This window comes from Rhizobium rosettiformans W3 (assembly GCF_004912135.1).
GTDB classification, from domain to species: domain Bacteria; phylum Pseudomonadota; class Alphaproteobacteria; order Rhizobiales; family Rhizobiaceae; genus Allorhizobium; species Allorhizobium rosettiformans.
In genome coordinates this window covers 44399-67818 of record NZ_STGU01000002.1, presented here as the reverse complement: position 1 = coordinate 67818, position 23420 = coordinate 44399, and the positions used below count along the sequence as shown (strand labels likewise).

At 62.7% G+C, this 23420-nt stretch carries 27 protein-coding genes; 15 read left to right on the top strand and 12 right to left on the bottom strand.

All coding sequences use genetic code 11. The features are described 5' to 3' along the window. The first annotated feature begins 249 nt into the window (after positions 1–249). The 3 genes from FAA86_RS03565 (at position 250) to FAA86_RS03555 (ending at position 2128) form a co-directional block, all read left to right on the top strand. A complete protein-coding gene (locus tag FAA86_RS03565) occupies positions 250–498 on the top strand; it encodes a type II toxin-antitoxin system ParD family antitoxin (RefSeq protein WP_136538410.1) in 249 nt (82 codons plus the stop codon). Then, positions 495–788: a type II toxin-antitoxin system RelE/ParE family toxin gene (locus FAA86_RS03560; RefSeq protein ID WP_136538409.1), complete on the top strand. Its 294-nt coding sequence runs from the start codon at positions 495–497 to the stop codon at positions 786–788. The genes FAA86_RS03565 and FAA86_RS03560 overlap by 4 nt, the downstream gene beginning before the upstream one ends. Before the next feature lie 404 nt (positions 789–1192). Then, positions 1193–2128, top strand: coding sequence for a PAS domain-containing sensor histidine kinase (locus FAA86_RS03555; RefSeq protein ID WP_167494879.1), 936 nt, complete (start codon positions 1193–1195; stop codon positions 2126–2128). Between the two features lie 33 nt (positions 2129–2161). Here the strand turns inward: FAA86_RS03555 and FAA86_RS03550 are convergent, their stop codons facing one another. Then, positions 2162–2503, bottom strand: coding sequence for an MmcQ/YjbR family DNA-binding protein (locus FAA86_RS03550; protein ID WP_136538407.1), 342 nt, complete (start codon positions 2501–2503; stop codon positions 2162–2164). A 283-nt stretch (positions 2504–2786) separates the two neighbouring features. Between FAA86_RS03550 and FAA86_RS03545 the strand changes: the two genes are divergently transcribed. Further along, positions 2787–4004 (top strand): tetratricopeptide repeat protein, encoded by a 1218-nt coding sequence (locus tag FAA86_RS03545; RefSeq protein ID WP_167494878.1) that lies wholly within the window; start codon positions 2787–2789, stop codon positions 4002–4004. On the opposite strand, the gene FAA86_RS03540 is transcribed toward FAA86_RS03545, so the two are convergent. The 5 genes from FAA86_RS03540 to FAA86_RS03520 all read right to left on the bottom strand — a co-directional run bounded on the left by FAA86_RS03540 (position 3991) and on the right by FAA86_RS03520 (position 7194). Continuing rightward, a complete protein-coding gene (locus tag FAA86_RS03540; protein ID WP_136538405.1) occupies positions 3991–4464 on the bottom strand; it encodes a DUF1284 domain-containing protein in 474 nt (157 codons plus the stop codon). The two genes, FAA86_RS03545 and FAA86_RS03540, sit on opposite strands and share 14 nt — an antisense overlap. A gap of 26 nt (positions 4465–4490) precedes the next feature. Next, positions 4491–5081: a biotin transporter BioY gene (locus tag FAA86_RS03535; RefSeq protein WP_136538404.1), complete on the bottom strand. Its 591-nt coding sequence runs from the start codon at positions 5079–5081 to the stop codon at positions 4491–4493. A gap of 687 nt (positions 5082–5768) precedes the next feature. Continuing rightward, positions 5769–6449 (bottom strand): GntR family transcriptional regulator, encoded by a 681-nt coding sequence (locus FAA86_RS03530; protein WP_136538403.1) that lies wholly within the window; start codon positions 6447–6449, stop codon positions 5769–5771. A gap of 74 nt (positions 6450–6523) precedes the next feature. Further along, positions 6524–6868 carry an antibiotic biosynthesis monooxygenase family protein gene (locus tag FAA86_RS03525; protein WP_136538402.1) on the bottom strand — a complete coding sequence of 115 codons (345 nt, stop codon included), beginning with the start codon at positions 6866–6868 and terminating at the stop codon, positions 6524–6526. Continuing rightward, entirely contained in the window at positions 6865–7194 is a 330-nt protein-coding gene (locus tag FAA86_RS03520) for an NIPSNAP family protein (RefSeq protein WP_136538401.1), read from the bottom strand. The genes FAA86_RS03525 and FAA86_RS03520 overlap by 4 nt, the downstream gene beginning before the upstream one ends. A gap of 166 nt (positions 7195–7360) precedes the next feature. Here FAA86_RS03520 and FAA86_RS03515 point away from each other — a divergent pair, with 166 nt between their 5' ends. From FAA86_RS03515 to FAA86_RS03505, 3 genes are all read left to right on the top strand, one after another. Further along, a complete protein-coding gene (locus FAA86_RS03515) occupies positions 7361–8047 on the top strand; it encodes an ArsR/SmtB family transcription factor (RefSeq protein WP_136538400.1) in 687 nt (228 codons plus the stop codon). 85 nt (positions 8048–8132) lie between these two features. After that, positions 8133–8477: a DMT family transporter gene (locus FAA86_RS03510; protein WP_136538399.1), complete on the top strand. Its 345-nt coding sequence runs from the start codon at positions 8133–8135 to the stop codon at positions 8475–8477. Then, a complete protein-coding gene (locus tag FAA86_RS03505; RefSeq protein WP_167494877.1) occupies positions 8477–9067 on the top strand; it encodes a TetR/AcrR family transcriptional regulator in 591 nt (196 codons plus the stop codon). The genes FAA86_RS03510 and FAA86_RS03505 overlap by 1 nt, the downstream gene beginning before the upstream one ends. Before the next feature lie 18 nt (positions 9068–9085). On the opposite strand, the gene FAA86_RS24490 is transcribed toward FAA86_RS03505, so the two are convergent. Next, positions 9086–9433 (bottom strand): hypothetical protein, encoded by a 348-nt coding sequence (locus FAA86_RS24490; RefSeq protein WP_167494876.1) that lies wholly within the window; start codon positions 9431–9433, stop codon positions 9086–9088. A gap of 201 nt (positions 9434–9634) precedes the next feature. Between FAA86_RS24490 and FAA86_RS03500 the strand changes: the two genes are divergently transcribed. Next, on the top strand, positions 9635–10324 hold the full coding sequence (locus tag FAA86_RS03500) for an HAD family hydrolase (RefSeq protein ID WP_136538397.1): 690 nt from the start codon (positions 9635–9637) through the stop codon (positions 10322–10324). Positions 10325–10342: 18 nt separating this feature from the next. On the opposite strand, the gene FAA86_RS03495 is transcribed toward FAA86_RS03500, so the two are convergent. Further along, positions 10343–11263 carry a diacylglycerol/lipid kinase family protein gene (locus tag FAA86_RS03495; protein WP_136538396.1) on the bottom strand — a complete coding sequence of 307 codons (921 nt, stop codon included), beginning with the start codon at positions 11261–11263 and terminating at the stop codon, positions 10343–10345. A 174-nt stretch (positions 11264–11437) separates the two neighbouring features. Further along, positions 11438–12802, bottom strand: coding sequence for an LLM class flavin-dependent oxidoreductase (locus FAA86_RS03490; protein WP_136538395.1), 1365 nt, complete (start codon positions 12800–12802; stop codon positions 11438–11440). Positions 12803–12919: 117 nt separating this feature from the next. Between FAA86_RS03490 and FAA86_RS03485 the strand changes: the two genes are divergently transcribed. After that, positions 12920–13513, top strand: coding sequence for a helix-turn-helix domain-containing protein (locus FAA86_RS03485; RefSeq protein ID WP_136538394.1), 594 nt, complete (start codon positions 12920–12922; stop codon positions 13511–13513). A 34-nt stretch (positions 13514–13547) separates the two neighbouring features. Here FAA86_RS03485 and FAA86_RS03480 read toward each other — a convergent pair whose 3' ends face one another. Then, complete coding sequence (locus FAA86_RS03480; protein ID WP_136538393.1) at positions 13548–14108, bottom strand: hypothetical protein; 561 nt, start codon at positions 14106–14108, stop codon at positions 13548–13550. Between the two features lie 303 nt (positions 14109–14411). Between FAA86_RS03480 and thrC the strand changes: the two genes are divergently transcribed. The 4 genes from thrC to FAA86_RS03460 all read left to right on the top strand — a co-directional run bounded on the left by thrC (position 14412) and on the right by FAA86_RS03460 (position 20719). Further along, the gene (gene thrC, locus FAA86_RS03475) at positions 14412–15818 is read left to right on the top strand and encodes a threonine synthase (protein WP_136538392.1); all 1407 of its coding nucleotides are present in this window, start codon (positions 14412–14414) and stop codon (positions 15816–15818) included. Positions 15819–15838: 20 nt separating this feature from the next. Then, positions 15839–17137 (top strand): M16 family metallopeptidase, encoded by a 1299-nt coding sequence (locus tag FAA86_RS03470; protein ID WP_136538391.1) that lies wholly within the window; start codon positions 15839–15841, stop codon positions 17135–17137. A gap of 61 nt (positions 17138–17198) precedes the next feature. Further along, positions 17199–17810: a GNAT family N-acetyltransferase gene (locus tag FAA86_RS03465; protein ID WP_113460576.1), complete on the top strand. Its 612-nt coding sequence runs from the start codon at positions 17199–17201 to the stop codon at positions 17808–17810. Continuing rightward, positions 17807–20719: an EAL domain-containing protein gene (locus FAA86_RS03460; RefSeq protein ID WP_136538390.1), complete on the top strand. Its 2913-nt coding sequence runs from the start codon at positions 17807–17809 to the stop codon at positions 20717–20719. The genes FAA86_RS03465 and FAA86_RS03460 overlap by 4 nt, the downstream gene beginning before the upstream one ends. Positions 20720–20749: 30 nt before the next feature. Here the strand turns inward: FAA86_RS03460 and FAA86_RS03455 are convergent, their stop codons facing one another. Beyond that, positions 20750–21355, bottom strand: a complete 606-nt coding sequence (locus tag FAA86_RS03455) for a YqgE/AlgH family protein (protein WP_136538389.1) — start codon at positions 21353–21355, stop codon at positions 20750–20752. Between the two features lie 205 nt (positions 21356–21560). On the opposite strand from FAA86_RS03455, the gene FAA86_RS03450 reads away from it, so the two are divergent. Both FAA86_RS03450 and FAA86_RS03445 read left to right on the top strand, forming a co-directional pair. Continuing rightward, on the top strand, positions 21561–22391 hold the full coding sequence (locus FAA86_RS03450) for a protein-disulfide reductase DsbD domain-containing protein (RefSeq protein WP_136538388.1): 831 nt from the start codon (positions 21561–21563) through the stop codon (positions 22389–22391). Positions 22392–22460: 69 nt separating this feature from the next. Next, a complete protein-coding gene (locus FAA86_RS03445; RefSeq protein WP_113460580.1) occupies positions 22461–22952 on the top strand; it encodes a peroxiredoxin in 492 nt (163 codons plus the stop codon). A 67-nt stretch (positions 22953–23019) separates the two neighbouring features. Here the strand turns inward: FAA86_RS03445 and FAA86_RS03440 are convergent, their stop codons facing one another. Beyond that, entirely contained in the window at positions 23020–23328 is a 309-nt protein-coding gene (locus tag FAA86_RS03440; RefSeq protein ID WP_136538387.1) for a Dabb family protein, read from the bottom strand. Positions 23329–23420: the final 92 nt, after the last annotated feature.

Here is a 23420-nt window from a genome sequence, read left to right as displayed (position 1 = left end):
CGCTGACGCAGCACGGGAACACGATGCTTATGGTTACCGAAGTTGGTTACCGAAGGGTGAAGAGGGGCTGAGATTTTGTGCGGGGGTGGGATGTGGGGCCTTTGCGGAGGCGGAAGCTGCAAAGCTCATAGCAGCCAGGTTGAAAAGTGCAGTTAAGCTCGTCGAACCCATATCAAGCCAGCCGCACGGCGATAAACTTGTCTTCCCACACCTGGTATTATATGTTGGTACAAGCAAGGAGACGTGCATATGCCGCGCAATACATCCGTGACGCTTGGTGACCATTTTACCAGTTTCATCAATGAGCAGGTGGAGACCGGGCGTTACGGCTCTGCCAGCGAGGTGATGCGGGCGGGACTTCGGCTACTCGAAGAACACGAAGCCAAGGTAAAGGCGCTGCAGGATGCCTTGATTGAAGGCGAGCAGTCCGGCGAGCCTCGACCCTTCGATTTCGAAGCCTTCAAGGCACGCAAGCGAGCCGAGTTCAAAGGCCAATGAAGGCGCTCGCGCTTTCGCCAGCCGCAGAAGCCGATATTGACCAGATCTGGGATTACACAGCGTTGACTTGGGGCGTGGACCAAGCCGACGCCTATACGGATGATATCCGCACGGCCTGTGTGCAGCTTGCTTCTGGCGCCTTACGAGGTCGTCCGGCGGATGTTCGTGCAGGCTATCTGAAACAGTCGATTGGGTCGCATGTGATCTATTTCCGAGACAAGCCAGACCGGATCGAGGTCCTTCGCGTCCTGCATCAGAAGCAGGATGTCAGCCGGAACTTGGCGAACTGAGACCCCCTGCATCCCTGACGCAAAAGGTTTCTCCTCAGCGATACGCGCCACCTTCTATCGCTGAGAAAAGAAAGGCGCCTCGTTGCTACGTATACCAGACCTTGCCGTTGACCATGAAGGACATGGGAAGTCCGAAGGCCCTGTTCCTCCTGCTCGGCAACATCAGGACGATCTGACGGAGCTTGTCGAGGGGCGGCACGTCGCGCCGTGCCTTTAAAAACAGCCCCTGTCCTGTCACGATGTTGCGAGCTATATAGGAGACATCGGATCGGACAGGCGCCAGTCGGGCGCGTTTGAAAAATTCGGTCGCCAACAGCTTCAGTCGAACAGCCTAGCCTTGTCACGCGTGCCGGATGCCTATGTCTCCCAGAGAAATTCAACATCATCGTTTCGTCCAGGCTGCTTTGGCTTCATCTGATGACTGCATCAAGATCATCGGCCTGGACGGCAGCCTGCAATACATGACCGATGGTGGACGGCGTGTGATGGAAGTCGATGATTTCGACGCCATCAAGGGTTGCCCCTGGCCGGACTTCTGGCGTGACGAGGGCAATCGGGCGGCTGTCGCCGCGATCGAAGCGGCGTGTGAGGGCCGCGACTCCCGCTTCACCGGCTATGCCGATACGGTCAAGGGAACCAGACGTTTCTGGGACGTCAAGGTGAGCCCGATCTTCGCCGAAGACGGCAGCGTCGAGAGTATCCTCTCGGTGTCGCGCGACATCACCGCGATCAAGAATTTCGAGACCGAACAGGAACTGCTGCGCAGCGAACTTTCCCATCGGATCAAGAACATCCTGGCGCTCGTCCAGTCACTCGCGAACCAGACGCTGCGAAACGACAGCGACATGGCAACATCGCGGGTGGCGTTTCTTGAGCGTCTGCATGCGCTCAGCCATGCCCAGGATCTGTTCAGCAGCCATAATCAGGTGTCGACGACACTGTCGCATCTGGTCGAGTCGGCGATCTCGATCCAAGATCCGAGCCGCGTCGAGGTCAGCGGTCCGGACGTGCATCTGTCTTCGAAAAGCAGCCTGGCCTTTGCGCTGACACTGCATGAACTGATGACGAACGCCGTGAAATACGGCGCGCTATCGAATGCCGAGGGCAAGGTCGCCATCTCGTGGTCCGTCGAGCCGGGCGATGGTGAGCCGGAGCTGCATTTCCAGTGGAAAGAGCGCGGTGGACCGGTGGTCGTGCCCCCGGAACGCAAGGGCTTCGGCTCGCGGATGATCGAGAAGGCGTTGGTCGGCTATATCAACGGCGCGGCGAGCATCACCTATGCACCGACCGGTCTGGTGGCAGAGGTGCGCGGGCCACTGTCGGCGCTGCTGGCGCTGTGATCTGGACTGCGCCGGAGGACGCGACCGGGTCCGCTACCGCTTCGTATCCCAGGCCTTCACCACCGCCTTCTTCGCCTGTGCCCGCCAGACGCGGGTGAGGTTTTCCCTCGCCCATTCGATATCGAGCCGGTCCGGACGGGCGAGCACCATGGGGTAAGGCCGGTGGTGATCCGTGGTGAAGAAGGTGTCGGGGTCAATCTCGATCAGGTGGTCGCGCTCCTCGAAGGGGACCTTGAAGACCGGGCAGTCGTGGGCCGGATTCCAGAACAGCATGGCCTTGCCGTTGACCTTGAAGGACACGGCGTTCCAGGAGGTGGTTTCCTCCGTGGTCGGCAGAGCGAGAATAATCTGGCGCAGCATGTCGAGGGTGATCATCGAGCGGCCTCCGTCAGGCAAAATTGCCATGGATGGAGCGAGCTGTCACGGCGTGTGTTCCTGCCGTCGAATGCCAGCCGTGCGGAATCGGCAAGGCTCGCGGCCTATGCCCCAAGCCGACACCCGTGCGGGCAATTAAATCACTGTATCGCAATAATTTTTTCCTTATTCTCTCCTTTAGGATACCTCCAGTTTTGGCCGCTTGCGCTGGTTGACGGAAATGCTCCTGTCCTGTGATCTCCCTGCACTACCGGGCTGGGATGACGAAGGGGTTCGAATGCGCATGGTTCAGATTTCAATCCGTCGACTTGTTGGCTCTGCAGCACTCTCTCTGCTGCTGTTCTCCGCGGCGCAGGCCGAGACACAATCGGTTCTCGACTGTGACCGCTATGCCGCCAGCAACAACGACCCGGGCACCACGGCCGGCCGAGCGGGCGTCAGATTCAAGGATCTGGACCCCGAAAAGGCGAAGCCCGCCTGCGAGGCCGCCTATCGTGAAAACCCCGACATGGGGCGGCTTGCGTTTCAGCTCGCCCGCACCGAAGTCAAACTGCAGAATCATGTGCGCGCGAAGACGCTTCTGGAAGAAGCGGTCAGCAAGGGCTACATGCTCGCCGCCGTCGAACTCGGCCTCGTCTATGATGTCGGCCGGGGTTTGCCTGCCGATCTCAACAAGGCGGCCGAGCTTTACAAGCAGGCAGCCGATGACGGCTGGGCCGTGGGCATGTCCAATCTCGGCGATCTTTACCGCCTCGGCTTGGGCGTCGAGCAGGATCTGCAGAAGGCACTGGAGCTTTATGAGCAGTCGATTGCGCGCGGCCATACATCGGCCCTCGGCCGAAAGGCCATGGCGCTGGCGGAGCTCTACAAGGAGGGGGACGATCCAAAGCCCTTGGTCGCCGCCTTGGTAGAGGCTGCGTCACGCAATGATGGAATTGGCAGCGCTGATCTCGGCTATGCCTATCTGAACGGTCAGTATGGACTGCCCGTGGATCCGATCGCCGCCTCCGTGCATCTGAAGAGAGGTTATGATCTCGGCGAAGGCTGGGCCGGGATCTATCTGGCGCTGATCGAGATCGCCCGCTGGGACGGTGACCTGCAGGCGGCGGACAGACTGCGCCAGATGCTGGACACAATGGCCGAGGGGACGGACAACGAGTTGCGCGCGCAGGCGCTGGCGCTCAAGGGGCAGCTGGGTCTCCTCGTTGGCACGCCGAAGGCGGAGGTGGCCGATCTCATCGACCGCGCCTCTGCTCTCTTACCGGACGATGCCATCGTTCTCGATAGCCGGGCCGCTCTCATGGCCGCAGAGGGCAAGTTTTCCGAGGCCGACGCCCTGCTGGAAAAGGCATCGGAGAATGCCGAGGACTGGGCTCCTTATTTCGCGAGGCGCAGCGTCATTCAGCAGAAGCTCGGCAATGCGACACGGTCCGAGGAACTGAAAACCCTGGCGGGGAACGCCGCGGAAGGACAGTATTTCCTTCAGTTCATCGACCCGTGATCTCCACCCCTCCCAGCCGCTTTCGCGCATCCTGGTCCACGGGATCGACGCGTGCACCGAGATAGCCGCCCTCGGCGACGCCGTCACAGAGACTTGCCCATTCGCAGCCGGAACAGGCTGTGCGGATCTGACCGGTGGCGAACGCTTTTCTCAGGCGGGCGAGCAAGGCTGCGCTCGGGACAATGCCGGCACCCGGCGCAAGCGGGCTGCCGATGAGGCAGGCGACGGCGTCGGCTGCTGCCCGGTCCCGCTCTATGACGCTTGCGCCATGGCAATGGGCGTCAGGGTCTGCGGTCAGCGGGACGCAGATATCGTCCGGCCCCGCCACCAGCTCGATCTCCTCGCCACCCGAAAGCCTTGAGGCAATCACCTCGTAGTTCTCGACGAAGGCGGGCGAATAGCCCTTGCCGACATAGGTCAGCATGCAGAGCAGGTGGTGGGCGCGGAGCCGGACGGTCATGCTTGCTTTAGCCGGTTGTTAGCGTCTCAGAGGTCGAGCTTGCTCGTCTGGCGGCGGGCCAGCGCCAGCAGCAGGGCAGCAGCGAGCGCGGATTTGAGTACGGCACCCAGAATGAAGGGTGTGACACCGAGCGCCAAGCCCTTTTCCGCACCGATGAGAGTGCCAAGCCAGGCGCCGCCGATGGCGAGGCAGAGGATGTTGGCGGAGAGATGGGCGAGGAAGCTCTTGACCACGCGCTCTCCCGTCCAGCCCTTTTCGGCGAGATAACCGGCAAGCGCTGCGATGATCGGGAAGGAGACGAGGTAGCCGGCGGTCGGCCCGACGAAGGGCGCGAGGCCACCGCTGCCGCCGGCCAGCACCGGCAGCCCCATCATCGCCTCGCCGAGCCAGGCAAGCACGGTCAGCGCGCCGAGGCGCCAGCCATAGAGCACGCCGATCATGGTGATCGCGAAGGTCTGCATGGTGATAGGCACCGGCACCATGGGCACCGAGATCTGCGAGGCAAGCGCCAGCACGCCGGTGCCGAAGAGGAGAAGAGCGGCCTGCACGGGAAGCGAACGGCCTGAAACGCCGAGAGGATCGAAACCGCGGACGGCGGGTGCGAGAATGGTCGTCATGGGCAATCTCCGTTTTATAGATAATTTTAAGTGGCATAGAATCTTTTATCTATGGAATCCGTGAATGCCAAGATCGGCAAATCAGGAATCTTAGGCGGAGCGCCACGAAAGGGGTGGAAACTGTCGACTTAGTCGAAGCGCGCGCTTATATTTATCTATAATTTTTACCAGGATTACGAACCAGCCCCTCACCCCTGCCCTCTCCCCACCAGCGGGAGAGGGAGGCATGCGCCGTCGGCGCTTAGGCTTTGCCCGCGGGCAGACTTCGGTTTCCCCGCGGGCGGAGCAAGGGTCCTCTCCCAGCGGCAGGCAAGTGGCGCTCAACGGGCGGAGCGCTCGAAGCCTCACCCTGAGGGGCCTGCGCCAGCAGGCCTCGAAGGGCAAGGCCACAGAGATCACATCCGCCCTCGTCCTTCGAGGGGAGTATTCGCTCGCACCTCAGGATGAGGGCTGGCGTATGGCAGGCGCCGCCAACACCCTCCCCTTGATGGGGAGGGTCGGACCGAAGGTCCGGGGCGGGGTGACGGCGATGCTTGCCGGAGACGATGGCGAGGTGGTTTTTCGATTCAAAGAAGCGGCCGGTGGCGGAAGTCGGACAGGTCCGCGGGGTTCACCCCCACCCGCCGCTTTGCGGCGACCTCCCCCCTCAAGGGGGAGGTGGAGTGCAGCACAGCCCGTTGGCGATACTCAGCCGACGATCGCGAAACCCTCGGTCTCTGTACGTCCCGGCACCGGCAGGGGCGCGCGGCCGATCCACTGGACGTGACGCTCGAGAATGCGGGCAGCCTCGGCCGCGTCGCCGGACTTCAGCGCTTCGAGGATGGCGCGATGGTCGTGGTCGGTGCGGGCTTCCCAGGTGGCGCGCCAGGCGACGAAGAGGAAGCGGGCGGAGACGGCATGCAGATCGTCGATGACCGAGAGCAGCCGCGGCATGCCGCAGGTGGAGACGATCAGGCGGTGGAAACGGCGGTTCGCCTCCTCCCAGGTGCGGACATCCTTGGCGTCGTCTGCATCGGCTGCGGCCTGCTCGGCGGCGGCCAGAACCTCGGGCGTGAGGTTGGGGGCGGCGTGGCGAAGGGCCAGCACCTCGAGGGCCGCGCGCATTTCGGCGACTTCGCGCACCTGTTTCAGGTCGAAGCTTGCGACGCGCACACCGCGGCGGGGCAGAGAGATGACAAGGCCTTGCGCCTCCAGCCGGCGAAAGGCCTCGCGCACCGGCACATGGCTTGCGCCGAATTCCTCGGCGATATGATCCTGGGCCAGACGCGCGCCGGGCACGAGTTCTCCATGGATGATGCGCTCCGCCAGCGCGCGGCTGATGCGGCTCGCCACCGTGTCCTTCAAGGAATCGTCGCGCGTCTTGGGCATGCGGTCATGCATAGAGAGCGGGGCATGGCTTGTCGAGGGAGAGGACTTCTGACCTCACCCCCAAAACCCTCCCCTCACCCATACCGGGCGCGGCTGTCCTCCGGCGCCTCGGCGCGGTCGTCCAGACCATAGTCGCGCAGCACTTCAGCGACCCGCAGGCGGTAGGCGGCGAAGACGCCGCCACGGCCGGCGGACTGGGCAGCACGATGTTCTTCCGTCTTGCGCCAGCGGCGAACCGCTTCTTCATCACGCCAGAAGGAGAGCGAGAGCAGCTTGCCGCGCGTCGTCAGGCTCTCGAAGCGCTCGACGGAGATGAAGCCGTCGGTCGCCTCCAGATGGGCACGCAGGTCCCCGGCGAGGTCGAGATAGCGGTGACGCTCGCCGAGAAAGGGCGTCACCTCGAAGATGACGGCGATCATGGCTGGACCTTCGAGGATACCGGGTTGGAGACGTTCTTCAGGAAGAGGCGGTCTTCCTCCAGGATGAAGCGGGCATTTCTGGCGAATTCGTAGTTCGCCTTGCCGAGCGGATCGGCGGCGAGCTTCGCGCGGTAGGCCTCGTAGGCTGCCAAATTCTCGATGTGGTAGATGCCATAGGCCGTGGTGGCCGAGCCCTCGTGCGGGGCGAAATAGCCGACGAGATCGGCGCCGCAGCGCGGGATCGCCTCGCCCCAGTTGCGGGCGTAAGTGGCGAAGTCCTCGCGGCCGAAGGGGTCGATGCGGTAGCGGATGATGCAGGTGATCATGGGAAACTCCTCGTTGGTTGCGAGGCGGGTTTGCCATGAAGGAAAGATGGGATGCTTCGATCGAGATCGAAGTTTTGTCCAACACCTGTCTTCGACAGTTCGACCGGGATCGAAGCTTTGGCTACACTGGCGAGGCAGACTGCGGTTGAAACCCGGAGAGGATCACATGGCGGAAGGCCCCGACATTGCACGCATCGCCTCGCTGATCGGCGATCCTGCGCGCTCGAACATGCTCTTGGCGCTGCTTGGCGGCAAGGCGCTGACGGCGACGGAGCTGGCGGGGGCTGCGGGCGTGACGCTGCAGACGGCGAGTTCGCATCTGTCGAAGCTCGAAGAGGGCGGGCTGCTTGCCCAGCGCAAGCAGGGTCGGCACCGCTATTTCGCGCTGGCCGATGGTCATGTCGGCGAAATGATCGAAGGCCTGATGAGTTTTTCGGCGACGCGCGGGCATCTGCGTCATCGCACCGGGCCAAAGGAGCCGGAACTGCGAAAAGCCCGGATCTGCTACGACCATCTGGCCGGCGATTATGGCGTGCGGATGCTCGACAGTCTCGTCGCGCAAGGGGCGATCCGGGCGGAGGACGAGGCGCTGACGCTGACGACAGAGGGTGAGGCGCTGCTTGAAACGCGGGGTCTCGATATCGGCAGGCTCCGCGCCAAGCGCCGTCCGCTCTGCCGCGCCTGCCTCGACTGGAGCGAACGGCGGACACATCTCGCGGGAAGCCTGGGGGCTGAACTGCTCACGTATTTTCTCGAACGCGGCCTTGCCCGACGGGTCGAAGAGAGCCGGATCATTCGCTTTTCGCCCGAGGGGGAGAGGCAGTTTCTGGCGTGGTTTCCCCTGCCCGGCTGAAGCGTTCGGCAGTCGGTGTTAGATGCCTTGAAAAGAAACCGACCGTACGGTATGTTTTGAGCTTCTCTTTTCTGGAGCTCCGCCCATGAACCCCACCCTCACCGCCTATGGCGCGCTGGCCGCGGCCATCGTGCTCGAAGTCATCGGCACGACGCTGTTGCAGAAGTCGGCGCAATTCACCAAGCTTCTGCCGACGGCGGGCATGGTGATGTTCTATGTCGCGTCCTTCTATCTGCTCTCCCAGGCACTGAAGGGCATGCCGCTCGGGATCGCCTATGCGATGTGGGGCGGGCTCGGCATTGTGCTCACGGCGCTGATCAGCGTGTTCTATCTCAAGCAGAGCCTCGATCTTGCCGCGCTCGCGGGTATCGCGCTGATCGTTACCGGCGTGGTGGTGATGAACACGCTGTCGAACACGGTCTCGCATTGATGCCTGCCGCTTCCTCGCCGGCCGGCGCGCCGATCTCCGCCCATCACCGCAAAAAGCAGCCGGAGCAGGTGCGGCGAGCGCTTCTCGACTGCGCCGCCCAGATCGCCGCCGAACAGGGGGCGCAAGCGATCACCATCCAGGCGGTCGCCGACCGCGCCGGGGTGACCAAAGGCGGCTTGCTGCACCACTTCGACAGCAAGCAGGCGCTGCTGGCGGCTGTCTTTTCCGACCTGCTCGAGCAGATGGACCGCGAGATCGACCGCACGATGGCCGGTGATCCCGTGGCGCGCGGGCGCTTTACGCGGGCTTATGTGCGGGCCTGCTTTTCCGACCGGCTGCTCGGCGAGCGCAGCCTCTGGGCGGCGCTGTCGGTCGCGATCGTCTCGGAGCCGGCTCTGCGGGCTCTCTGGTCGTCCTGGCTCGACGGGCGCATGGCGCGGCACGCCGAGACGGATGGGGATCCGAAGCTCATTGCCGTCAGGCTCGCCGCCGACGGCGTCTGGCTGGCCGACATGATGGAAAAGGCGGGCGGGCTGCAACGCTACGGCCAAGATTTCGAGGCAGTGCTGCTGGCGATGGCAAGGGACTAAAGGTAGGAGCGCGACGCGTTAGCGCCAATCCGGCTGGCCAAAAGAGCGAGGCCGCACATGCCTCGATATCTCAAAGTAAAAGACTATGCGGCAAACCCAGTAAATAAGTGTTCCCAAAATCAGGAATGTCAGGAGGCCGCCTATCGCGACGACCCAAGAGCGATCCGGGGATATAAGGTAGGTTAGCGGAAGCACGATCAGACACGCCAAAATGCTCGATATTTGTATGAACAAACCTCTGATCGCTTCCCACAAGACCCATTCGATATTCATCAATCGCTGGCGCACCTGGCGGGGGTCACGCTCAACCGCGAGATCCTGGCAAGCTTCTTCGAAATCGTTGTTGTATTCGACGCCAGAAAACACGGAGCACCTCCTGAGTGACAGTTAGACTTAATCTCGCACGATTTCTGAACTTCGCAGCCAGCGATTTTACAAGCTACCACGACGCGCCCAGTTCGCAGTGAGATAACCTCGGCACGGCAGCTCTGCGCGCGCCGCGATTGTCCTCGCCCCCTCGATCGTGTAGGAAGCCGCCTTCTTCTGGACGACACGACGGATATTTTCATGAGCGGCTTCGACCTCACCCTTTTCGATTGCGACGGCGTGCTCGTCGATTCCGAGATCATCGCAGCCAAGGTCGAATCCAAGCTTCTGACCGAAGCCGGTTACCCGATTTCGGTCGAGGAGATGGGCGAGCGTTTCGCCGGCATGACCTGGAAGAACATTCTTCTTTCTATCGAGAAGGAAATCGACATTCCGCTGTCGGCGAGCCTGATCGACAAGTCCGAGCAGCTTCTCGACCAGCGCCTGGCACGCGAGGTGAAGGCAATCGAGGGCGTGCCATATGCGCTGTCGCGGATCTCAGGTCCGCGCTGCATCTGCTCCAACTCGTCGGCGCATCGCCTGGACATGATGCTCACCAAGGTCGGGCTCAAGGAGTTCTTCGCGCCGCATATCTATTCGGCCAAGGATCTCGGTGCTGACAGGGTCAAGCCGAAGCCGGATATCTTCCTGCATGCCGCCAGCCAGTTCGGCGTCAGCCCCAGCAAATGCATCGTCGTGGAAGATTCCGTGCATGGTGTTCATGCCGCGCGTGAGGCGGGCATGCGCGTGGTCGGTTTCACCGGCGCCTCGCACACCTATCCGTCGCATGCCGACAAGCTGACGGATGCCGGCGCGGAAACCGTCATTTCGCGCATGAACGATCTGCCGGGCGTGATCGCCGCCATGGCGGAATGGGAAGGCGCGTTCTGAGGCGAAAGGCCTCAGGTCTCAAGTCCTGACCGTCAGGACCCCGGGCAGGATTTCGGCGATGAAGCCGCCGCGGATGGCGGTCTCACCATCGACGTCGACCGGAAAACGGGCAGGATCCCGCGGCCGGAGCTCAACGCGGCGCCCCTTGTGGAAGCTCAGGAGCGGATGGCCGACATGACCGGCCTTATGCAGGCGTCCCAGTAAATTCAGAAGACCAAAGACACTCTCTTCGCGCATGACGGCAATTTCGAACCGTCCATCGGCGACATTGGCGTCCGGGGTGATATGCATGCCGCCGCCGAACCAGCCACCATTGGCGATCGCCGTCAAGGCGAGCTTGCCGTGATGCACGCGCATCCCATCGATCAGCACTTCGAAATCATAGGGCCGGTAGCGCAGGATCGCGAGGGCGGAATGGAATAGGAAACGGATGGGTCCGTTGAGAATGCGCCTTCTGCCGGGCGCGTTGACGGCCTCGACGATCTCGCCGGAAATGCCGACGCTGGTGATGTTGGCGAAGTGACGGCGCTGCTCGTTGCCCTCGGCGTCACGGGAGATGAGCAGCCCGGCGTCGATCTTGCGCAGAGGTGCCTGCGCAATGTGTTCGGCCAGGGCTGCCGGATCGCTCGGAAGATTGAAATTGCGAATGAAATCGCAGCCCGTGCCGGTCGGCAGGAAAGCGAGCGGCATGTCCGGGTTGGTCGACATCAAGACGCCATCGACGACATCGCTGATCGTGCCATCGCCGCCGGCGACCACCAGGAGATCATAAGAGCGCGCTGCCAGCTCGCGCGCAAGCCGGCGGGCGTCTCCGCTTGAGCGGCTTTCGTGGATTTCCAGATCGGGGAAGCGGTTGCTGAAGGCGGCGAGCAAAGGTGCCCATTGCTTCTGACCTGCGCGGCCACCCGCAATGGGGTTTCTCACGACTGCAATTCTCAATCAGGCCTCCCCCAGAGAGGCATGATCGACGCAATGCCTCCCGCTCATTTTGTGCCGGACGTCGGGACGCCTGTCGCGCCATCGCCGGATTTGCGCCACGCTAGCACTTGGCCCGCGCGGAGGGCAAGGCAGGCCGCTCAAGGGAGCGCAACCGTGCACGGCGATCTCGACGCGTCAGCCCCGGCCCCACCGATGGCTCGATGCCACATGGCGCTCGCTCAGGCGTGGCGCACCGAAGAGCTTTTCGCGCAGCGGTCCCTCGCGATACTCCGTCTTGTAGAGGCCGCGCTCCTGCAGGCGTGGCACGACGAGCTCGACGATGTCGTCGAAGCATTCGGGAACGACGGTGCGCGAGAGATTGAAGCCGTCGACGCCGGTTTCCTCCACCCAGTCCTTAAGCCAGTCGACCACCTGATCGGCGGAGGCGACGAGCGGCGGCTGGCGGCTGCCGAGCACCATCTGCTCGAGCAGCTTGCGCTTGGTCCATTGCGGCCCGGCAGCCCGGTCCATGGCCTTGATGTTGGAGGTGATCGCCTGGCTTTTGCCGGTCTCCACCGGCTCATCCATGTCGAACTTGGCGAAATCGATGCCCATGGAGGCCGCCGCGTGGGTCAGGGCAGCCTCCGAGCTGACGTAACGCTTGTAATCCTCGAACTTCTCTTGCGCTTCCTTCTCGGTTTGGCCTGTGACGATGGTGGCACCGAGGAAGACCTTGATGTCGTCGGCCCGTCTGCCGATCGCTTCGGCGCGGCTGCGGATGTCGGTGACGATCTCGCGCACGCCCTCCTTCTTCTGGCCGTTGACGAAGACGCATTCGGCATGGGTGGCGGCAAACTGGCGGCCGCGGGGGGAAGAGCCTGCCTGATAGAGAACCGGCGTGCGCTGCGGGGACGGCTCCGAAAGGTGGTAGGCGTCCACCCGGTACTGGCGTCCATGATGGTGGACGGGGTGCACCTTGTCCGGATCGGCATAGATCTGGCCTGCCTTGTTAGCGACGACGGCTCCCTCTTCCCAGCTGCCTTCCCAGAGCTTGTAGACCACTTCCATATACTCATCGGCCAGATCGTAGCGATCGTCATGGGCCATCTGGCCGTCGAGGCCGATCGCACGGGCGGCACTGTCCAAGTATCCGGTGACGATGTTCCAGCCGATCCGGCCGCCCGTCAGATGGTCGAGCGTTGCCATGCGGCGGGCAAAGAGGAAGGGCTGCTCGTACATCAGGTTGGCGGTGACACCGAAAGCCAGATGCTGCGTGACCGAGGCCATGGCCGGGACCAGCATCATCGGGTCGTTGACCGGAACCTGCACGGCGCCGCGCAGTGCGGGCGCGGGACTGCCGCTCAACACATCGTAGATGCCGACGACGTCGGCGAGGAAGATCCCGTCGAACAGGCCGGCTTCCAAGCGCTTGGCATAATCCGTCCAATAAGCGAGGCTGCGATACGCCATGGAGCGATCGCGGGGATGGCTCCAGAGGCCCTGCTGGATGTGGCCGACGCAGTTCATGTCGAAGGCGTTGAAACGGATCTCGCGCGTCATGATGATGTGCCCCTCTTGTTGTTTTGCCGGACCCGAGGCTTGTGGACGCCCCGTCCTCCATCTTATTCTTTCGTCCACTATAGAAGATGGACCTTTTGATTTTGGCAAGGGCTTAAGATGACAGAGACGGCACGCAGGCACGATGCGCGGGACGAGGATCGCCAGGCGCGCGCCATCGCCGATCGGATCCGGCGCGAACGCGAGGATCGGGGCTGGTCTCTCGCCGAGCTTGCGGCGCGGTCCGGGGTCTCGAAGGCGATGATCAGCAAGGTGGAACGTTGCGAGGCAAGTCCGACGGCAACCGTGCTCGGTCGACTGTCCGGCGCCTTCGGCCTGCCGCTCTCGGTCTTGCTGGCTCTGGCGGAGGGTGAAGGCGAGAGGTTGGCTCGACGGCTCGAGCAGCCGGTCTGGACCGATCCGGAGACCGGTTACACGCGGCGCACGCTTTCGCCGGCGAATGGCGGGCAGCTGGAACTGCTGGAAGTGGTGCTCCCCGCGGGCGTCAGGATCCCCTATCCGGCTTCCGCCTTCAGCTTCCAGCATCAGCAGATCTACGTGCTGGACGGCGAACTCGAATTCGTCGAAGGGGTGCGCAGCCATCGGCTCTCGGCGGGCGACTGCCTGCAACTCGGCGCGCCTGCCGACTGTGTTTTCGTCAATGAGAGCGGGCGCGCAACGACCTATCTGGTGGCGCTGACGCGGCGGGCTTAGCTGCGAGAAGCCTGGCCCGCTCTGTCTTGAGACCTTACTTCTTCTTCGGCTGTTCGAAGCCGATCGTGACGCGGGTCGTGCCCGAGACGTTGCCGGGGACGTTGACGGCCTTACTGTAGATGAACTGCGTCGGCAGGTTCACATCGGCAAGCGTCACCGGATACTGCTCGACCTCATTGAACACTTCCTGATCGCCATCCATGACGGTGACGCGCACCGGCAGGTTGATCGTGCCGGCCTTGCCCTGCGGACCGGCAACGAGGCGGCCCTGAACCAGCGCATTGATGGTGAGAGTCGTTTCCGTACGGGCGCAGGAGCGCGTGGTGTCAGCGAGCGAGGCCTGGAAGATCACCTGCTCGGCGTCGCCGTCCTTGCCGCGAACATAGCTGCGGTAGAAGGAGGTGCCGTCACGCAATGCGATCTGCGGGCAGAAGCCCTGGACGAAAGCCGCCTGCCCGGGCGCTGCTGCCGGGGTCGCCGCGGCGGGCTGAGACGAAGAAAGGCCAAGGCCGCTGCCGAGACCGCCGGCGTTGCAACCCGAAAGAACCATCATCAGCGAGACGGCGACAACACCGCGCGACACGTTTACAGACACGAGACTTCACCTTCCGCATGCTCGGCCAGAGGCCGAAAAACAGTCAAACTTGAGGCTTTTCAGCGCCCTCGCGGATGGTCTATACCAGCGGCCAAGACAAAAATCGATTGGGTAGCCGGCAATTTGAGTCAAAATTCGATTGCTCTGCAAAAGCCGGCACATTGGCCGACATCGACGAGGCCACAGCCAATTGCCGGGCTTGCGAAATCCTGGCCGGCGCACTGGCGCAAACGGGCAAACCTCTTTATCGGAAACGCCATAGGTTTGACGGCGGCTTCGGCTCCGACTTCTTGAACTATAGGGATGAGCGACGTGGAATATATCTCGACCCGCGGCGAGGCTCCGAGCCTCGGCTTTTGTGACGCGCTTCTGGCGGGTCTCGCCCGTGACGGCGGTCTTTATGTGCCGCGCGAATGGCCGCAGATGTCGAAGAAGGCGATCCGCGGACTGCGCGGCAAATCCTATGAAGAGGTCGCCTTCGAGGTTCTGCTGCCCTTCACCAATGGCGAGATCGAGCCCGACACGTTCCGGGCGATGATCGACGAAGCCTATGCGACCTTCAAGCATCCGGCCGTTGCACCGCTGGTGCAGACGGGCCCGAACGCCTTCGTACTCGAACTCTTTCACGGCACCACGCTCGCCTTCAAGGATGTGGCGATGCAGCTGCTCGCCCGCCTGATGGACCATGTTCTGGAAAAGCGTGGCGAGCGCGCGACGATCGTCGGCGCGACGTCGGGCGACACCGGCGGCGCTGCTATCGACGCCTTTGCCGGACGGTCCCGCACCGACATCTTCATCCTCTTCCCGCATGGCAAGGTTTCGCCGGTGCAGCAGCGCCAGATGACCTCGTCGAAGGACGAAAACGTTCATGCGATCGCCGTCGAGGGCAATTTCGACGACTGCCAGAACCTCGTGAAGGCGATGTTCAACGACGTGCCCTTCCGCGATCGTGTCGGTCTATCGGGCGTCAACTCGATCAACTGGGCGCGCATCATGGCGCAGGTGGTCTATTACTTCACCTCAGCGGTCGCGCTCGGCGCGCCTGATCGCAAGGTGTCCTTCACCGTACCCACCGGCAATTTCGGCGATATCTTTGCCGGTTACGTCGCCAAGAAGATGGGCCTGCCGATCGACAAGCTGGTGATTGCCACCAATGACAATGACATCCTGGCGCGCACGATGAAGACCGGCCGCTATGAGATGAAGGGCGTGTCTGCCACCACCTCGCCCTCGATGGACATCCAGATCTCCTCCAACTTCGAGCGCCTGCTGTTCGAAGCCTATGGCCGCGATGCGTCCGCCATCCGCTCCTCGATGGAGGGCCTGAAGCAGTCCGGCGCCTTCGAGATCAAGCCGGAGGCGCTCAAGTTCATTCGCAAGGATTTCCGCGCCGGCCGCGCAACGCAGAAGGAAGTCGCGAAGACGATCCGGGCCGTGCTCGACGAGACCGGTTATCTGCTCGACCCGCATACGGCTGTCGGCGTGCATGTCGCGAAGAAATTCGAGAAGCTGCAGAGCCCCATGGTCGTGCTCGCCACTGCCCATCCGGCGAAATTCCCGGCGGCAGTAAAATCGGCCTCCGGTATTGACCCCGCGCTTCCGGCGTGGCTTGCTGATCTGATGGACAGGGAGGAGCGCTTCGAAGTCCTGCCCGCGGAACTGAAAGCCGTTGAAGGCTTTATCAGTGAACATGCGAGGGCAGTCAGGTAGGAAGCGCGGAAAGACGGACCATGAATGTTGAGTGCACCCGGCTTCCATCGGGTTTGACTGTCGTAACCGAGAACATGCCGCATCTGGAAAGCGTGGCACTCGGCACCTGGATCAAATCCGGCTCGCGCAACGAGACGGAAGCCGAACATGGCATCGCGCACCTGCTCGAACACATGGCGTTCAAGGGCACCAACCAGCGGACCGCCCGACAGATCGCCGAGGAAATCGAGAATGTCGGCGGCGAAGTGAACGCCGCGACCTCGACCGAGACAACCTCCTATTACGCCCGCGTGTTGAAGGACAATGTGCCGCTCGCGGTCGATATTCTCGCCGACATCCTGACGGACAGCGTCTTCGACGAAGAGGAGCTGGAGCGCGAGAAACACGTGATCCTGCAGGAAATCGGCGCGGCCGATGATACGCCGGACGATGTCGTCTTCGACCGTTTCTCCGAGCAGGCTTATCGCGGCCAGACGATCGGACGCAGCATTCTCGGGACGCCGGAAACGGTCCAGTCCTTTACCAGCGGCCAGATCCGCAACTATCTCTCGCGCAATTACACGACCGACCGGATGTTCGTCGTTGCCGCCGGCAAGGTGGACCATGACGCCTTCGTCAAGCAGGTCGAGCAGCGCTTTGCCTCGCTTCCGACGACGCCGTCTTCAACGCCGGTGATGGATGCGGCCCGTTACACGGGTGGTGAGTCCCGCGTCGAACGCGATCTCATGGACACGCAGGTCCTGCTCGGCTTCGAGGGCAAGGCCTATCACATGCGGGACTTCTACTGTTCGCAGATCCTCGCCAATATTCTGGGCGGCGGCATGTCGTCGCGTCTGTTCCAGGAAGTGCGCGAGATCCGTGGCCTCTGTTATTCGGTCTATGCCTTCCATTGGGGCTTTTCCGATACCGGCATCTTCGGCATTCACGCTGCGACCGGCGGCGAAAACCTGCCGGAGCTCGTGCCTGTGATCATCGAGGAGCTGCGCAAGGCGTCCGAACATATCGACAGCCAGGAAATCGAGCGCTCGCGGGCGCAGATCCGCGCACAGCTGCTGATGGGCCAGGAAAGCCCTGCCGCCCGCGCCGGCCAGATCGCTCGACAGATGATGCTTTATGGTCGCACCATTCCGAACCAGGAAATGATGGAGCGCATTGCCGGGATCACGACGCAGCGGCTCACCGATCTTGCCGGACGCCTGTTCTTCGACACGGCCCCGACGCTTTCGGCGATCGGCCCGGTCGACCAGCTGGTGTCGCTGAATGAAATCGCAGGCGCCCTCACCCATCAGCCGGCTGGTGCCCGCAAGGCTGTCGGCTGATCGCCGCATCCATTGAATTCTACCGGCGGCATTCTCGCCGGTTGTCGCTCGGGGATTGAAGATGACGCGTTCGGTCTTTCGGTTTCTGTCCCGGCAGCCGGACATGCCGGAGCTTCACAGCGACCGGCATCTTCTGCGCCTCCCGCGTTTTCGCGACTTCGAGCCATGGCACCAGCTGCGCCGCGAAAGCCGCGCCTTCCTCCAGCCCTGGGAGCCGACCTGGCGCGCCGACGAGCTGACCGAGCGTGCCTTTCGGCAGCGCGTTCTGCGTAATGAACAGGAATTTCACTCCGGCATGGCGGTGCCCTTCTTTCTCTTCGATCGGGAGGAAAGCGCCTTGCTGGGCGGGCTTACGATCGGTTTGATCCGCCGTGGAGCCGCGCAAAGCTGCATGATCGGCTACTGGATGGGACAGCGGCATGCAGGCCAAGGCCACATGTTTGCCGCACTTCAACTGGCAATTCCCTACATCTTCGGGCCACTCGAGTTGCACCGTATTGAAGCAGCCTGTATTCCGGACAACGTCAACAGCCTGAGGCTACTCGAAAAAACGGGATTTGAACGGGAAGGTCTTTTGCGGGATTATCTGAAAATCAACGGGGAATGGCGCGATCACCTGCTCTATTCCCTGATCGGCGGCCATAGGGCGCGGAACGGCAAGACGCCCTTATGACCAGTACAGAAACCTCCTGGCGCGCCCTGTCACGCCTCGCTGCCTTTTGTCTCGCAGTCCTCACTGCGCTTACGATCTCGCTCGTCGCGTCTGCGGCCCTTGCGGTCGAGCCCGTCAAGATTGCGCGCGACGACAATGCGCTGGACCTGACCGCGACCACCGAGATCTATACGAACCAGGGCGAGGCCTTCCAGGTTTCAACAGCCGCCGGGGCGGACGGCATTCGCCGGCGCATCGAGGTGCGCTCGAGCTCGCCGGAGCATCAGGGCGACTGGGCCGTATTCGCCCTTGCCAACGTCTCCGAAGAGCAGCTGGAGCGCGTGATCGTAGCTCCGCATTTCCGCCTCTCCGGGTCCCGGATGTTCTGGCCGGATCTGGGGTCGCAGCGCATCATGGCGATCACGCCCTCGGAAGGCTTCGCGCTCGATCGCGTGGCTAGCCCCGATGCCGATGTCTTCCGCATCACGCTGAACCCGGGCACGGTGATTACCTTCGTGGCCGAACTCGCGACGCCGGAACTGCCGCAGATCTATCTGTGGGAACCTGACGCCTACAAGGATACGGTCAACGCCTTTACCCTTTATCGCGGCATCGTGCTCGGCATTGCGGGCCTGCTGGCGGTGTTTCTCACCATCCTCTTCGTGGTCAAGGGCACATCGATGCTGCCGGCGGCAGCAGCACTGGCCTGGGCGGTGCTCGCCTATATCTGCGTCGACTTCGGCTTCCTCGAAAAGCTGATCTCGCTCACCTCGTCCGATGTGCGCATATGGCGTGCCGGGGCTGAAGTTGCGCTTGCCTCCTCGCTCGTGATCTTCCTCTTCACCTATCTCAACCTCAACCGATGGCACGTGCATCTCGGCTATGCGACGCTTGCCTGGATGCTGGGGCTTTCGGTGCTGTTCGGGGTGGCGATCTTCGATCCGTCGATCGCAGCCGGCATTGCGCGCGTGTCCTTCGCGCTGACCGGCGTCGCCGGCATTGGCCTCATCATCTATCTCGGCATCAACCGCTATGACCGTGCGGTGCTGCTGGTGCCCACCTGGGCGCTGATTCTTGTCTGGCTGTTCGGCGGCTGGATGACGGTGACGGGTCAGCTGGACAACGACATCATCCAGCCGGCGCTGGGCGGTGGTCTCGTTCTCATCGTCCTCCTGATCGGTTTTACCGTCATGCAGCATGCCTTTGCCGGCGGCGCCTATCAGCAGGGCCTGTTCTCCGATCTGGAACGCCAGTCGCTGGCTCTCACCGGCTCCGGCGACACCGTCTGGGACTGGGACGTGGCGCGCGACCGTGTCGTCACTAGCCCCGATGTTTCCCTGCGGCTTGGCCTGTCGCCGGGCACGATGCATGGGCCCGCACGCAACTGGCTGCCACGCCTGCACCCTGACGATCGCGACCGTTTCCGCGCCACGCTCGACGTGCTTCTGGAACACCGCAAGGGGCGGCTCAGCCACGAATTCCGCATCCGCGCCGAGGATGGCCACTTCCACTGGCTGAAGATCCGCGCGCGGCCTGTGCTCGGCTCGAACGGCGAAGTCATCCGCTGCGTCGGCACGATCATCGACGTGACCGAGCAGAAGAACTCGATCGACCGTCTCCTCGTCGACGCCATGCATGACAATCTGACCGGCCTGCCGAACCGCGAGGTCTTCCTCGATCGCCTCCAGGCGATCCTGTCGCTCGCCGGATCATCCGAGAGCGTGCGCCCGACGGTGCTGGCGATCGATATCGACCGCTACAAGCAGGTGAACGATGCACTCGGCATTGCGGCGGGCGACAACATCCTGATCGCGATCACGCGCCGCCTGCGGCGGCTCCTGAAGCCACAGGATACGCTTGCGCGGCTTTCCGGCGATGAATTCGGTCTGATCCTGGTGTCGGAAAAGGATCCCGCCAAGATCGCCGACTTCGCCGATGCCGTTTCCAAGGCGATCATGGTGCCGCTCAACTTCGCCAATCGCGAGATCAGCCTCACGGCTTCCATCGGGCTCGTCTCCTGGGTCGATCAGCAGGAAAGTGCTGCGAGCCTGCTTGCGGATGCCGAGCTTGCGATGTTCAGGGCAAAACGCACCGGCGGCAACCGCGTGGAGCCCTTCCGCCCGGCCTTCCGCACCGTCAGCACCGATCGCCTGCAGCTCGAAACCGACCTTCGCCGCGCCATCGAGCGCAAGGAGCTGTCGATGGCCTATCAGCCGATCGTCAAGCTCGCCAATGGCGAGATTGCCGGCTTCGAGGCGCTGATGCGCTGGGATCATCCCAAGCGCGGCAACATCTCGCCCACGGAATTCATTCCGATTGCTGAGATGTCCGACCTGATCGAGCCACTCGGCATGTTCGCGCTGGAACGCTCCTCGAGCGACCTGATGGACTGGGAACGCCAGACCGGCGAACTGCCAATCTTCGTTTCCGTGAACCTCTCCTCGGCCCAGCTGATCTCGAGCGATATCTACAACGACATCCGCGCCATGCTGGTGAAGACGCAATGCGATCCGAGGCGGATCAAGCTGGAGCTGACCGAAAGCGTCGTGATGGAAAATCCGGAGCAGGCGCGCCTGATGCTGGAGAAGCTGAAGGACACCGGCATCAGCCTGGCGCTCGATGATTTCGGGACCGGCTATTCGTCGCTCGCCTACCTCACCCGCTTCCCCTTCGACACGATCAAGCTCGACAAGGCGCTGGTCTGCGACCAGTCCGACAAGCGTTCGGTCCTCCTGCGCTCCGTCGTCTCGATGGCGCGCGGGCTCGACATGCAGGTCGTGGCCGAGGGTATCCAGAGCGATCAGGACGCCGCCGATCTCGCGATGATGGGCTGCGACTACGGTCAGAGCTACCTGTTCGGGCCGCCACTGGGCGCCGAGTCGGTTCTGAGGTTGCTCAAGGAGCGCTTTCCGCTGATGAAGCGGGCGTGAGGAGGCGCTCAGGCGCCTCTTCCATCTGCCTCACGCGTGTCCTGCATCCATCGACAGCATGGCCGGGTTGATGCCCATCAGGGCCAGCGCCCGGTCGTATTTGTTGTCGAGGCTGCGGTCGAAGATCAGACTTTCGGTGGCCGCACAATGCAGCCAGCCGTTCTGAGCAATCTCCTCTTCCAGCTGACCGGGCCCCCAGCCGGCATAGCCGAGCAGCATGGTGGCGTGGCGGGGGCCGCGGCCATCCGAGATGGCGCGGACGATGTCGAGGGTCGCCGTCAGCGAGATGTCGTCGCTGACGGGGATGGAGCTGTCGGAGAGGTAATCGTCCGAGTGGAGGACGAAGCCGCGGTTCTGTTCCACCGGGCCGCCGCACTGAATGGGGAAATGGCGGGCGTGATCGGGCAGCATGATCGCGTCGTTTCGGTCGATCAGTTCCAGATGCAGCAGCAGATCGGCAAAGGTCACGGACTGCGACCGGTTGATGATGAAGCCCATGGCGCCGGCGTCGGAATGGGCGCAGATATAGACGACCGCGCGGGCGAAGTTGCCGTCGGCCATGCCGGGCATGGCAATCAGCAACTGGCCATCCAGGAAGCCGCGTTCTCTCAGATCGGTTTTCGACGACAATGCCATGCCTGCCTCCCTGGTTTGCCTCGTGGGCAATCGGCTTCATGCGTGGTTCAGATGTGGTCTCTTATTCAAGATGGGGCAGAAGCAGGTTCCGATCAACCCAAAATGATGACCATGAAGCAAGCGTGACTGGCCAAGGTCACGGCGATCTTCTAGAGCCGAAAGCATGAGCTTGAAAACACGAAAACAACCGTCTTGTTCCGCCCTGATGCGGGCGAATTCCCGCCTGACAGTGTTGGCGCTGTCAGCGGCCGTTGCTCTCGTCTCGCTGTTGCCCACCGATCCGGCTGTGGCGGCGAGCAGCGACTGGGCCGTGAACGAAGGCGGCCGGATGCGGCTGATCCTGCTGCCGGAAGACGGCGATGGTCTGAGGCACGGTGCGCTGGTCGTCGAGCCGAAGCCAGGCTGGATCACCTATTGGAAGGAGCCAGGCGATGTCGGCATTCCGCCGGCCATCACCCCTGCCCCGGGCGCGCAGTATACCGTCCAGAGCGTCGGCTTTCCCGTGCCTAAGGTGCTGATGAGCGGCGACATGATGGATGTCGGCTACGATCACCCGGTCACGCTGCCGCTGACCCTGAAGGGTGCGCCGAACGGTGAAGCGGTGACCTTGAGCGCCTTTGTCGGTGTCTGCCAGAATATATGCATCCCCTTCCAGGCCGATCTCAGCGTGGCGCCGGATGCTGCGGGGGTGGCCAACCCCGTCGAGGCCGCGCTTGTGCGCTCGGCCGAGGCGCAGGTGCCGCCTGGGCCGTCAGCCGACTTCCATGTCGTCGACCATCGGATGAGCAGCGACCAGAAGGAATTGCTGGTGCGGCTCAAGATGCCCAAGGGCGCAGCCACTCCGAAGGCCTTTGTCAGCGGGCCGAGCGGCCATGTCTTCATCGACGCCGTCGCATCCCAAGACGTGGACGGTGAAACGCTTCTGACGCTGCCGATCGGCAAGCTGCCGAAGAAGTACAAGATCGCCGGGAAGACATGGGGCATTCTGGTGATCAGCGGCGACCGGGCGATGGAAACCACGCTTGCCTTTGAATGACCCGTTCCTATATTCGCGTCATCCATCCCGAGGGGTTCTGGATGGCGCAACCAAGCGAGGACGAGTTTCATGACCATTGCCATTGGCGACAAGCTTCCGCAGGCCACCTTCAAGGAAAAGACCGCTGACGGTCCGGTAGAGATCACCACGGAGCAGCTGTTTGCCGGCAAGAAGGTCGTCGTCTTCGCCGTTCCCGGCGCCTTCACCCCAACCTGCACGCTGAACCACCTGCCCGGCTATCTGGAAAACCGTGATGCGCTGATGGCGCGTGGCGTGGACGACATTGCCGTGGTTGCCGTCAACGACTGGCACGTGATGGGCGCCTGGGCCCAGCATTCCGGCGGCATGGGCAAGATCCACTTCCTCGCCGACTGGGATGCCTCCTTCACCAAGGCGCTCGGCCTTGATGCCGATCTCTCGGCAGGCGGTCTCGGCGTTCGCTCCAAGCGCTATTCCATGCTGGTGGAAGATGGCGTGCTGAAGAGCCTGAATGTCGAGGAAAACCCGGGCCAGGCGACGGTTTCCTCTGCCGCGACGATGATCGAGCAGCTCGGCGCTTGAGGCGCCGTCTTAAGTTACAGATTGTGGAGGCTCGGGAAACCGGGCCTCTTTTCGTTTCAGACCGAGGTCAGTGGGCAAGATCGAAGACGAGGATGCCGGCAAGGCCGCCATCGGTGGCGCTGACGATGCGTTCGCCCACTTCGACATGCTTCGGATGCTTGAGATAATAGTCGCGCACCATCTCGTCCTCGAAGGTGACGATGAAGCCGTCATTATAACCGCCGCTCAGCCCCTCGGGCGAGACATTCGAGCCTGACTTCACCTCGATCATGCCCGGCACGACATCCTTCAGGTCGGCGATGGCCGCATAGATCGCCTGCTTCTCGGCTTCCTGAACGGCGGCCTTGAAGCGCAGGAACACGCAGTGCTGGATCATGGATGTCTCCCGTGATGTTGTTTTGACGGGAGCATAGGGGCATCGGGGGAAAGGGCAAGGGGATGATGCGCGGCGCTCTCCCCCGCCCCTTC